The organism is Peptoniphilus indolicus ATCC 29427 (assembly GCF_000227315.1).
Classification (GTDB): Bacteria; Bacillota; Clostridia; order Tissierellales; family Peptoniphilaceae; genus Peptoniphilus; species Peptoniphilus indolicus.
The window spans coordinates 1-12,295 of sequence record NZ_JH165061.1 but is presented as its reverse complement, the minus strand read 5'-3'; the positions used below and the strand labels follow the sequence as shown (position 1 = coordinate 12,295).

At 30.8% G+C, this 12,295-nt stretch carries 11 protein-coding genes; 7 read left to right on the top strand and 4 right to left on the bottom strand.

Annotated elements, in window-relative coordinates; genetic code table 11:
* From HMPREF9129_RS00060 to HMPREF9129_RS00045, 4 genes are all read left to right on the top strand, one after another.
* On the top strand, positions 1 to 855 hold an 855-nt coding region (locus HMPREF9129_RS00060), incomplete at its 5' end, for an AEC family transporter (RefSeq protein WP_004819005.1).
* A 55-nt stretch (positions 856 to 910) separates the two neighbouring features.
* Entirely contained in the window at positions 911 to 2,080 is a 1,170-nt protein-coding gene (gene metK, locus HMPREF9129_RS00055) for a methionine adenosyltransferase (protein WP_004819002.1), read from the top strand.
* A gap of 41 nt (positions 2,081 to 2,121) precedes the next feature.
* Positions 2,122 to 4,323 (top strand): SF1B family DNA helicase RecD2, encoded by a 2,202-nt coding sequence (gene recD2, locus HMPREF9129_RS00050; protein ID WP_040552078.1) that lies wholly within the window; start codon positions 2,122 to 2,124, stop codon positions 4,321 to 4,323.
* Positions 4,302 to 4,910, top strand: coding sequence for a ComF family protein (locus HMPREF9129_RS00045; protein ID WP_004818998.1), 609 nt, complete (start codon positions 4,302 to 4,304; stop codon positions 4,908 to 4,910). The genes recD2 and HMPREF9129_RS00045 overlap by 22 nt, the downstream gene beginning before the upstream one ends.
* On the opposite strand, the gene HMPREF9129_RS00040 is transcribed toward HMPREF9129_RS00045, so the two are convergent.
* The gene (locus HMPREF9129_RS00040; RefSeq protein WP_245946036.1) at positions 4,907 to 5,830 is read right to left on the bottom strand and encodes a YihY/virulence factor BrkB family protein; all 924 of its coding nucleotides are present in this window, start codon (positions 5,828 to 5,830) and stop codon (positions 4,907 to 4,909) included. The two genes, HMPREF9129_RS00045 and HMPREF9129_RS00040, sit on opposite strands and share 4 nt — an antisense overlap.
* Before the next feature lie 104 nt (positions 5,831 to 5,934).
* Between HMPREF9129_RS00040 and HMPREF9129_RS00035 the strand changes: the two genes are divergently transcribed.
* Both HMPREF9129_RS00035 and HMPREF9129_RS00030 read left to right on the top strand, forming a co-directional pair.
* Positions 5,935 to 6,627 (top strand): response regulator transcription factor, encoded by a 693-nt coding sequence (locus tag HMPREF9129_RS00035; RefSeq protein ID WP_004818995.1) that lies wholly within the window; start codon positions 5,935 to 5,937, stop codon positions 6,625 to 6,627.
* Positions 6,627 to 7,844, top strand: coding sequence for a sensor histidine kinase (locus HMPREF9129_RS00030; RefSeq protein ID WP_004818992.1), 1,218 nt, complete (start codon positions 6,627 to 6,629; stop codon positions 7,842 to 7,844). Before HMPREF9129_RS00035 ends, HMPREF9129_RS00030 begins: the two co-directional genes overlap by 1 nt.
* Here HMPREF9129_RS00030 and HMPREF9129_RS00025 read toward each other — a convergent pair.
* Complete coding sequence (locus HMPREF9129_RS00025) at positions 7,822 to 9,411, bottom strand: hypothetical protein (protein WP_004818990.1); 1,590 nt, start codon at positions 9,409 to 9,411, stop codon at positions 7,822 to 7,824. The two genes, HMPREF9129_RS00030 and HMPREF9129_RS00025, sit on opposite strands and share 23 nt — an antisense overlap.
* Complete coding sequence (locus tag HMPREF9129_RS00020) at positions 9,401 to 10,306, bottom strand: FUSC family protein (RefSeq protein WP_004818988.1); 906 nt, start codon at positions 10,304 to 10,306, stop codon at positions 9,401 to 9,403. Before HMPREF9129_RS00020 ends, HMPREF9129_RS00025 begins: the two co-directional genes overlap by 11 nt.
* 212 nt (positions 10,307 to 10,518) lie before the next feature.
* On the opposite strand from HMPREF9129_RS00020, the gene hpf reads away from it, so the two are divergent.
* The gene (hpf, locus tag HMPREF9129_RS00015) at positions 10,519 to 11,055 is read left to right on the top strand and encodes a ribosome hibernation-promoting factor, HPF/YfiA family (protein ID WP_004818985.1); all 537 of its coding nucleotides are present in this window, start codon (positions 10,519 to 10,521) and stop codon (positions 11,053 to 11,055) included.
* Between the two features lie 72 nt (positions 11,056 to 11,127).
* On the opposite strand, the gene HMPREF9129_RS00010 is transcribed toward hpf, so the two are convergent.
* Positions 11,128 to 12,072 (bottom strand): C39 family peptidase, encoded by a 945-nt coding sequence (locus HMPREF9129_RS00010; RefSeq protein WP_004818984.1) that lies wholly within the window; start codon positions 12,070 to 12,072, stop codon positions 11,128 to 11,130.
* Positions 12,073 to 12,295 lie beyond the last annotated feature (223 nt).

Below are 12,295 nucleotides of genomic sequence, written 5' to 3'. Positions count from 1 at the left end.
AAAATAATAGATGATAGATTTATAAATCAGTCCACAAATTTAATATTTTATGTAACAATGCCCGCAAGCTTAATTATGGAAGTTAAAAGTTCGGATTTAAGTGGAATAAATTTAAACTATATAATTTATCTTTTATTAGGCGTACTTGTTATGTTTGGAGGAACATGGGCTATAGCCAGATTTTTTATAGAAGATAATAAAAAATTGTCGGCTTTTGTACATTGTGCTTATAGGTCTAACTTTTTATATGTAGGTGTACCAATTTTAAAAGCTATAAAGCCGGATTATCAAATGGCATCAGTGTTGGCGGCAATGATATTTGGAGTTGCTCTTTTTAATATAATAGGAACTTTATTTTTAACATATTATTCGGAAAATGACATAATTATATCTGAATTAATTATTAAAGTTTTAAAAAATCCGGTTATAGTTGCAATGTTTATTGGATTGATACTTAGATATATAAATTTTTCTATACCGAGTACATTGGAAAGAGGAATAAAAGTTTTAGGAAATTTAAATACGCCACTGGCTTTAATAATGATTGGAGGAAGTCTTAATTTTAATACAAGAAATAATGATCTAATATTGGTAAGTATAAGTGCATTAATAAAGAATGTAATAGGAGCAACTATTTTACTTCCTTTGGCATTTAAATTAAATTTCAACAGTTCTGAAATAGTTGTAGCATATATATTGTTTGGGACTCCTTGTGCAATAAATTGTTTTGTAATGGGAAAAAAGTTGGGTTCTGATGAACTCATGACTTCACAAATTATAACTTTGAGTTATGCACTTTCTCTATTTACATTTGCAGCAGGAATTGCAATTCTTAAGAATTTAGGTGTAGTATAAGCTTTATTTACTTGTCAATCAATGATATACTCAATATTATGGAGGGGAAGCATTTATGGAAAAATGGACATTTACATCGGAATCTGTTACTGAAGGTCATCCCGATAAAGTGTGTGATCAAGTTTCTGATGCGATTTTAGATGCTATCCTGGAAAAGGATAAAAATGCTAGAGTAGCTTGTGAAACTGTTGCAAGTACAGGAATGATTTTAATAACAGGGGAGATAACAACTTCAACTTATGTTGATTTTACTAAAGTAGTTAGAGAAACTTTAAAAGAAATTGGATATGATAGAGCAAAGATAGGTTTCGATTGCGAAACTTGTTCTGTCCTTTCTGCAATAAAAGAACAAAGTCCTGATATTGCAATGGGTGTTGATAGATTTAAAGAAGAAGGCATTGACGAATTGGATGGATTTGGAGCAGGAGATCAAGGTTTGATGTTTGGCTTTGCTTGTGATGAAACTGATGAATACATGCCACTTCCTATTTCTCTTTCTCATGCTCTTGCAAAGAGATTAACTGAAGTGAGAAAGAATGGAACTTTAAATTATTTAAGGCCGGATGGAAAAACTCAAGTGAGTATCGACTATATAGATGGTGTACCTAAGAGGATAGATACTATTGTAATTTCAACACAACATGATCCGGAAGTTAGCTTAGAGCAAATTAGAGAAGATTTAAAGAGAGAAGTAATTGAAGTTATCGTGGATAAAGACATGATGGATGAAAGTACTAAAATCTATATAAACCCTACAGGCAGATTTGTAGTTGGGGGACCGATGGGAGATGCAGGGCTTACAGGTCGTAAGATAATAGTTGATACTTATGGGGGGTATGCAAGACATGGCGGAGGAGCATTCTCCGGTAAGGATCCTACAAAAGTAGATAGATCAGCTAGTTATTTTGCAAGATATATAGCCAAGAACTTGGTTGCAGCAGGACTTGCTAAAAAATGTGAAATAGGACTTTCATATGCAATAGGCGTTTCAAAACCTACATCAGTATATGTTGAAACATTTGGAACTGGTGTATTATCAGATGCAGAGCTTGAAAATATAGTTCTTGAAAACTTTGATGCTAGACCGGCAGCGATTATTAAGAATTTAGATTTACAAAGACCACTTTATAAACAAGTGGCAGCTTATGGACACTTTGGAAGAAATGAATTAGATCTTCCTTGGGAAAAGCTGGATAAAGTAGAGAAATTAAAAACTTATTTATAAGATAGGACTGGCAACAGTCCTTTTCTAATATGGTGAAAATTATGATAGAAATCAAAGGGATTTTAGAAAAAATTGTATATAGAAATGATGAAAATGGATATACTGTTGCCAGATTTTATACGGAAGATGATTACATAACGGTAACTGGAAGTGCACTTGAATTTAAAGAACAGATGGAGTATGTACTTGAAGGGGATTTTACTTTTCACAAAAAATACGGAGAGCAATTTAATTTTCAAAATGTGCGAGAAATACTACCGAAATCAGAAAAGGGAATTATAAACTATCTCACAAGTGGGGCAATACCTTATGTTGGGAAGGCTATGGCAAAAAAGATATATGCAAGATTTGGAGAGAAAACTTTAGACATAATAGAAAAAAGTCCTGAGCAGCTTATAATGGTTGAAGGTATAGGAAAGGCGAAGCTGAGAAAAATTTTGGGAAAGTTGGAAAAAGACCAAGGACTTAGAAAAGTAATAATATTTTTCTCTGAATATGGCATTTCAACTTCTTTATCTATGAAGATATACAAGAATTATGGTGATAATTCAATATCTATGGTACGAGAAAATCCATATAGATTGGCAGAAGATATAAGGGGAATAGGGTTTAAAAAAGCTGATGAAATAGCTATGAAAATAGGGGATTTCAGCAAGAGCAATTTAAGAGTAAAGGCGGCGCTTAAATATGCTCTATACATGGCAACTCTTGAAGGACACAGTTATCTTCCAATAGATTTACTGATAAAGAGAACAAAACTACTAGTGAATAAGGCGGAAGAAGAACTCTACAACGAAGTAGAAGTTTTGAATTTAGACGACAGATTTAAACTTGAAAATGGTGATCCAATAAGGTGTTATTTTGCACCATATCTAAAAGCTGAAAACTATATCGCCGGTAAGATAAAAGATATATTGAAGTACGAACATACGAATGAAGATGTAGATAAACTCATTGAAGAAGTACAAGATAGACAAAAAATCACATTAGCTGAAAATCAAGAAAAAGCTGCCAGAGAAGCTGTAAGGAATGGGATAACAATAATTACAGGAGGACCGGGGACAGGAAAGACTACTACATTAAAGGTGATTATAGAATTGTTTGAGTTAATGGAAAAGAAAGTCTTTTTAGCTGCTCCTACAGGCAGAGCGGCAAAGAGAATGAAAGAAGCCACTTCAAGAGAAGCGCAAACAATACACAAGATGTTAGAGTTGACAGTTTCTGATAGTGAATACATAGATTACGGATACCAATCAGAAGAAAATCTTGAATGTGATGTATTAATAGTAGATGAAGTCAGTATGGTGGATTTGAATTTAATGGAGAATTTATTAAATAGAATTTCTATAGGGACAAGGCTTATTTTAGTTGGAGATAAAGATCAGTTACCTTCTGTAGGAGCGGGCAATGTATTGTCAGATTTAATAAATTCAAAAGTAATACCCGTTGTAAATTTAAATCAAATTTTCAGACAATCAGGAGAGTCTCATATAATTAAAAATGCTCACATGGTAAATAATGGAAAAGTTCCACCGATAACAAATAATGGAGATTTCTTTACAATATACAGCGAAGATGAGAGAACTTCTTTAAAGACTATTGTAGAGTTGGTGCATAAGAGATTGCCGGATTACTATTCAATAGACAAAGAAAATATTCAAGTGCTTGCACCTATGAAAAAGGGGATTTGTGGCGTAAATAATTTAAATAAGGAATTGCAAAATACACTAAATCCGAAAGGAGAGGCGATAGATTACAATGGCAGCATCTTCAGAATTGGAGACAGAGTTATGCAGATGAAAAATAATTATAATCTTGAGTACAAAATAGAATCGGAATTTTATTTTGAAAAAGGCAGTGGCGTTTTTAATGGAGATATTGGAAAAATAATGTCAGTGGACGAGGAAGATAAGAGTTTAACTGTTTTGTTTGATGATACTAAGAAAGTAAAATATGAATATACAGATTTAGATGAACTGACACTATCTTATGCGACAACAATTCACAAATCTCAAGGCTCGGAATTTGAAGTTGTTGTAATGCCAATTCACTTTGCGCCACCGATATTGTTGACAAGAAATTTATTATATACTGCTATAACAAGAGCTAAAAAACTTGTGGTACTAGTTGGAAATTATAAATATGTTGAACAGATGGTAAAAAATAATAGAATATCTCTAAGGTATTCAAGTTTGAAAGAAAAATTACAAGGTAAAGTAGAATGTTTGATACAGGATGTTTAAAATGCTCACATAAGAAAATTTATAAATATAATTTGTGCGAATCATGCTATTCAAATTTAAGGTTGGATGTAATTTGGGATAAAAAACTTGATTATGCAGATGATGTTGTAGTATGTGGCGAATATGTAGGTCTTTTAAGAGAAATTCTAATAGATTATAAGTTTAGAGATTGTGTCTATTATTCGGATGTGTTATCTAAAATTATGACTGAAAAACTTTTAAAAACGCGACTATATAGAAAATATGATGCGATAACTTATGTACCTATGCACAAAATAGATGTAATGGAGCGAGGGTATAACCAATCAAAGATATTGGCAAAGAAAGTCTCGGAGGATATTCTTTTAAAATTCATAGAGCCAATTAAAAAGATTAAGAGAACTAAGAAACAAATTGAAGTTACAAGTTTAGATAGATATAAAAATTTAAAGGATGTATTTCAAGTCACAGGTAAACTACCTGAAAATATAATAGTAGTTGACGATGTCATAACTACGGGCTCTACCATAGATGAAGTTGCAAGAGCGTTAAAAGAAAATGGCGCAAAAAAAGTGGCTGCACTTGTTGCAACCACACACAATATTTAATCAACATCTAAATCAGTATATTTTTCATCTGTCAATATACCTTTTAAAATTGATTCGTTACGAGGCCAAACTGAAGATTCAGGGAAATATTTACGAGAAAAATTAATTGCATTTATTTCTCCACCTATAAGTATGATTAAACTTACAAGCCATATCCAAATTAACATGACTATGATACCTCCAAGAGAGCCATAAGTTACAGAATATTTTCCGAAGTTTGATACGTAGGAACCAAATAATATGGTCATAAGAATGACACCGATTGTTGTAAAGACAGCCCCCGGCACTACTAATTTAAAACTTAACATCTTTCTTATTTGACTAGATGGTGCGAATTTATATAGGGCTGTAAACATAATTAACATGTATACCACAGGTATGATTAAACTAAGTATTTTAATGATTTGCTTAAAATCTAAGTCCAAATTTATTGTTTTAGATATATAATCAAGAATTAAACCACCGAAAACTTGAGTTATCATAAGTAGTATGACCATTAAAATTAGCGCTATTGCAAATATCAATGAAAGAGATTTTGCAGCAACAAAAGAACGTTTTTTGTTAAATCCATAAGCGGCATTTACATTGTTTAGTAATTGATTGATGCCGTTTGAAGAAGTCCATAGACCTGCTAATATAGAAACTATGAACAATCTGCTTGAGCTTGAATTTAAAAGTTCTTGAGAAAAACTCAAGACTATTGAAGAAATATCATCAGGAAGATATTCTATATAGCTTAAAACTGCATCAGGTGATAAAATACCTGTAAACTTTAATGTATTTAAAAGTGCTATAATAAATGGGAATAGACTCAGAATTATAAAGTATACTAATGAGCCACTCATTTCTGGTAATTTATGTTCTGTAAATCGATATAATAATTTATCTATAAAAATTATAAATGGCTTATTTCGAATCAAATAGAGTTTATCTTTTAACTTTTTGATAATCTCACCTCCAATATCTCTATACCCAGTGAGGATTTGATTGAACCTTAGATTGTACAATTTTGAAAGGAGATTTTATGAACTATAAAATTTTAGTTTGTGATGATGAACAAGATATAGTAAGGGCTATTCAAATTTATTTGTCAGCTGAAGGATATGAAATTTTTACTGCAAATGACGGATTGGAAGCTCTAGATATTTTAAAAAGAGAAGAAATTCATCTTGTTATAATGGACCTTATGATGCCGAATATGGATGGAATATCAGCCATATTAAAAATAAGAGAGGACCACAATATTCCAATTATTATTTTATCTGCTAAGAGTGAAATCACAGATAAAATAATAGGCTTAAATGTTGGTGCTGATGATTATATAACTAAGCCATTTAATGCGATAGAACTTGTGGCAAGAGTGAATTCTACGTTGAGAAGATTTATGAGTTTGGGTTCAGCTAGCATAGACAGCGGCACTTATCAAATTGGAAGAGTTACAGTTAATGATATGTCAAAAGAAGTCTTTGTAGACAATCAAAAAGTTAGTTTAACTCCTTATGAATATAAAATTTTACTCTTACTTATGAAAAATAAGTCAAAGGTATTTTCTTCAGATGAAATTTATTCAGAAGTTTGGGAAGAAGAAGCACATGATGTAAAGAAAGTAATATCAGTGCATATATCACATTTGAGAGATAAAATAGAAATTAATCCAAGAAAGCCTGATTTGATAAAGTCAGTTTACGGAATGGGTTATAAGATAGAGGGTAAATAATGACGACTAAAAAGGGTATCTTAAAAAAGGTGGTACGACATTTTAAGAATACAAATTTTTTAGAATCTACTTTTTTAAGTCTTATGGTATTGTTCGGTGCTTTTTTCTCCGTGTATGGATATATTTTGGCAATTGGTATTTTTTCAATAATTATAATGCATAAAGTTTTAGATGGAGATTTAATTGACAGTATCTTTACATTGAAGCTGTTTTTAAATTCATCTGGAAATAAAATGTATACAGTATTTGGAGTGCTGAATATATTTATATTATTTACCATGATGGTTATGGATTATAACTTTTTTTCGTCATTTTTAAATTTAATAGTATTTAAGATTATCTTTTCTGGCGAAGATATTTATGTGCAAAATGAAATTTTAAATACGGCAATTGAAGACTTATATAATTTTGGAGAGTCTTTTGAAAAATCAACTTTGGCAAATAGAAAGACTACAAGGACACTTGATATGTTATCTTCAATCAAAGAACAGATAAAGACTTCTATAAATAAGTCTATGGAAACGGAAAGATTAAAAACTGAATTAATAACCAATATTTCACACGATTTAAAGACTCCTCTGACATCAATTATAAATTATGCGGATATACTCTCTAAAAAGACCGAAATGGACGATGAAGCAAGGGAATATATAGGAGTGCTTGGAAGAAATTCTGAGAGGCTTAGAAGCCTTATAATTGATTTAATTTATGCATCAAAGACTGGAAGTGGTGCAATAAAAGTAGAGAAAGTATTTATCGATTTTAATGAATTGGTAAGTCAAATATATGGCGATTTCGATGAGGTTCTAAATAAAAAAGGACTTGAGTTCATATATGACTATGATAACGAAGAGATAAATCTATACACAGACCCTGGGATTGTATCTAGAATAGTGCAAAATTTAATATCAAATGCATATAAATATTCTAAGCCAGGTACTAAAATATTGTGTTGTACAAAAATAGAAGATGGATACATTCATTTTGAAATGAAAAATGAATCGAATATTCCGATTAAGGAAAATGAAACGGATTTATTAAATGAGTTGGTTAAATCAGAAAAAGCCAGAACCACTGAAGGCTCCGGCTTGGGATTGTATATAACTAAAAATTTGGTTGAAATTTTAGGTGGGGAATTTCATATAGTAGTAGACAACACAACTTTTATAGCTGTTGCAATACTACCGATAGAAACTAACGATAGTCCTTCAAACTGATGATGTTATTGGCTGGTGAGCTATAGTAATTTAAAATTGCCGTAGCTGTATTTGAAAGTTTAACAACTCTATCGACATCAACCAAACCAATTCTCGAGAAGCCTTCTATAAAGTGTAATTCTTCTTGAGTTAACTCGTCCAAATCAATCTCAGAGACTTTTAATTTTTCAAATAGAGAGTTAAAAATCGTAGAGAACTCTTTGACCTTTATAGGAGGATATATTTCGCTTAAGAAATCTACATTAAATATAGAAGTGTAGATTAAAGCGAGTATTTCTTCTTCTTCAAAATTTAAAAAATTATCTAAAAGGGGAGTTAGAATGACTTCATCATAAACTTCAACTAAGCCTTTTGACTTTAAAAATCTATATAGAAAATCTACATAAGGGAAGTGGTAAGCGGTATAGCTTGTCACTTTTTTTGTTGGGTTAACTTCCAAGGCATCTGCCAATATCTGGACTGATTTAGAAGTTAAAGCAGCAGTTGTCCTAGACTCGACGATGGATTCTGTACCTAAAATTTCTTCTATTTTCTCTAAATCTGAAACTACTCTATGAGGTGTTTCAATAAGTTTTAAAAGATTTTCATCGTAGTAAAAACCGTTAGTTGATTTTTTTAAAGTTCTAATCAAATTAAAGATGTTTTGTTTAACTTCTTTTAAGTTTGAAAGTGCTAATTTGTAATCATCTCTAAACCTTGAAAAGAATTTATATACATCAATCACTGTTTCCAAAACTGCAAATAGTTCGGATTCATTTTTGAAGTATCCATTTTTAACAGCAGTTGTAAAGCATTCATAAAAATTAATTCTTTTAAAAGATGAATAATTATAGTTTTGCGGCAATAAAATTCTCATATAAAAGATACTGAGCAGCTCAGTTGAATTAAAAAACTTTTCGCTCCCAAACGAAGACATTTGCATGTATAGGGAGAGTTCAGGTCTATTAAACATAAGTGTAGAGATAGCACCTGTGGCAAATAAATCGACGTCCACACTTAGCAAGTTCTCATCAAGAGTGCTTGCAAAATAAAGCATAAATAAATCATAAGAGCTACATTTTAACTGTTTTAAATCTAAAGTTTCAAGAGAACGTAATCGATTGAACTCATCTATTACAGCTTCTGCGTGAAGAAATGTCATAGGGAGATAATCTCCATAGATAAAGTATTCGCCGTCAATTTCTAAAACTCTACATATTAAAAATTCTCCGGGAGATACGTCTTCGGGAAAGTTTGAAAGATTTATACTTTTTCCAAGAAGTCTATCTTCAGCTCCTTTTTCAAATAACTCTAAAACAGTTATGTAAGAGTTCGTTAAGTTTTCCAAAAGAACATCAGCATCATCAAATAAAGACATATTTGCAAAATATAAAAATCTTTCTTTAAAGGCTGATTCATTTTTTTGTCTATCTAGTAAAACTAGAGATTTAGGGAGTAAAGGACCAAATATGTCAGATATTTGGTAATAAATCGAATCGCCGGTGTCATTAACTTGTACAAAATCATCTAAAAGGTAGTAAAAGGTTTCTAAAAAATTATATTTTTCTATTGTATTTTCAAATTTCATTAATATTCAACAACTCTCTTAAATTTTCTAAATTAAATAATATTTTCTTTATATGAAGATTATACATCTCATTTATATCGCCTTCAAGCGAGCCGTTATTTAACAATGTGATGTGAAATTTATCTTCAAGTCGGCTTATTATACTTGGTTTTAGTTTTGGTTTTTCTTCGATAGAATTTAGTAATAAAAATCTGAGATGAATATCATCAAATGCCCTTATAGCTCTTCTCGCATTCTCAATATCCAAGTCGGGATGTATTGGAGCATTGGACTCTTCTAAAAGAACTTTATATTGAGCTTTTATCTTTTCAAAGGACGACTCAAAATTAGAAATATCATGCTCTTTTGTAAATACTAAATTAAGTAGAGCAGACCTTGCATTGAAAAAAGAATCATTGCCTATGGCAGTAAAGTTTTCGTTGACATCAGGAGTTGATAAAAGATAGTTTATTACAAGAGAAACTACAAGACCCAAAAAAGTACCTAACACTCTCTCTATACCATATATTATCTGACTCTCAGGATAAACAAAGGAAGCTATATAGACGATGCACGATAGTATAACCATATCCTTTAGATTAAATGCAACTAAAATATAAATTATAAAAATTATACCAAGACCACCAACTATTGGAGTTAGATAGTGTGGCGCTGGAATCAAACTTAAGAGAAAACCCAGCACGACTCCGAAGATAGTTGTAAACATTCTAACCCTGAAATCATTAAAACTCTCAGCAAAAGAATTTTTCATTCCACTTATAGAAGCTATTGAAGTAAAGATAGGTGTGTTTAAATTTAAAACATCCGATAAATACAGACCTAATGTTACTGCCAAAGCAGTTTTTAAATTTCTCATTCCTATTTTCGTATTAAAATTAAAATTTATTTTTTTCATAATTCACCTACTAATATTATACCAAAAGAGAAGTTATAACTAACAAATCCACAGAGATAATAACAATAAAAGCTTAAAAAATACACTTTTCAACAAAGTTATACACATTATCCACAGGGAAAATATTAACAAATAAAATTTGATGTATTAATATTATGAGTTATGGGTATAATAAAAACAAGAATTAATAAATTCTTGAGAGGAGTGTTACTATGAAATTAAAATTAATAGGAAAAAATCTTGACTTAACCCAAAGCTTAAAAGAACAAAGTGAAAAGAAATTAGAAAAGTTAGACAGATACTTTGATGAAGAAGTAGAAGTTAGGGCGGTATTATCTGTAGAGAAGGATAATAGAACAGTCGAGGTAACAGTCTTCTTGCCGGGTACAATATTAAGAGCTGAAGATACTTCTGATGATATGTATGCTTCTATTGACGCGACAATTGACATCCTTGAAAGACAGATTAGAAAATACAAGACTAGATTAAAGAATAGATATCAAGACCCTAAGACAATTAGATTTGAAAATATCGAATCACTTTCTGAAGAAGAAACAGAAGAATCTAAAATTGTAAAGAGAAAGACGTTTACTTTAAAACCTATGATGGAAGAAGAAGCAGAAATGCAGATGGATTTACTGAATCATAATTTCTTTATTTACCTAAATGCAGAGACTGAAGAAATTGATTTACTATATAGAAGAAATGACGGTAATTTAGGACTTATAGAAGTAGAAGTCGAAAGATAAAATTTAATAATTATTTAATTTTAAAAGGAAGCAGATTAATTTCTACTTCCTTTTTTGTTAGGGATTTTAAATTTATTTTACAGGGGAAACAACGATATAGTTTTGAAGTTGGTAAGGTTTTTGAACTATATTGTAATCGCTCCACATTGTAAAGAATCTTTCTAAAGGATATACATAGTATCCATCTTGAGAATGGTCTGTTACATCGTATGAATCAGCGAATATCAATACATCATCGCTGACAGTTGGAGTTGACATATTATCATATCCGATAATTGTAAGCCAGTGTCCGCCCCAATCGCCCCATTCAACCATGATAGGAATGTTTTTATCTAGGTATTTTTTTAACCACTTTACAAAATGTGAATCCTTAGCATCTTCAACAAAATTTGTAGAATTAGCTACATTGTCTGAAGTGTATAGAGCTAAAGGAGAAAAAGTAGGTTTCTTATTACCAACAGCATTAGGAGTTGCTTGTCCTGCTTTAGTAAATTGATTTGAGTCTATTTTTTCATCGTAGTTTGTATCTAATATTTTAAAAGTTTTGCTATTTTTAAAATATTGAGCCATTTGAGGTAGGGAAGTTCCATACTCTCCAAAATTATTAGCAGTACCGATTTCAGCGTTTGGAACATCTAAGTCTGTAGAAGACTTCATAGCTTTTGCAAGTTCAAGCTCTGTTATCTTTTTATCGCCTAAATAGTTCATGACCATAAGCGCTGCCGCGTTGCCACAAGACCATTCAGTAGATTGTTGGTAAGTTTTAAACTTAGGTAGAATTGTCAAAGACTTAGAAGACTTCATATTGTAAAAGTCAGGTGCTTTGTAATATGGAGACTCTTGATGGTCAGCAGAATATAGCGCCGCACGAGCTCCGCCTTTTTCATCAATTGGAGAATTTAGTATAGTACGTTCCTTCTCATTTGCGATGTTTCTACTTTGTACATTTGCATAAATGCTTCCGCTACCTACTAAAATAGTTGCAGATAATAAAGCGGTTAAAAGTTTTTTGTTCAATAAAAATACCTCCTAAAAATAAAAATTTATATAGAATATTGTAACAAAAAACTTTGAAAAAATATATAAAAATTTAGTATATTAAGCTTAAAAATTAATATAATAAATAAAAATAATTAATAATATTGAGTGATTATTTTTTAATTATATACTTAAAATAGACTAGTAAAACATAAACTATTTCAAGGTCTCGTAGAATCTAATTTTTTGCTTTCTCCATAAT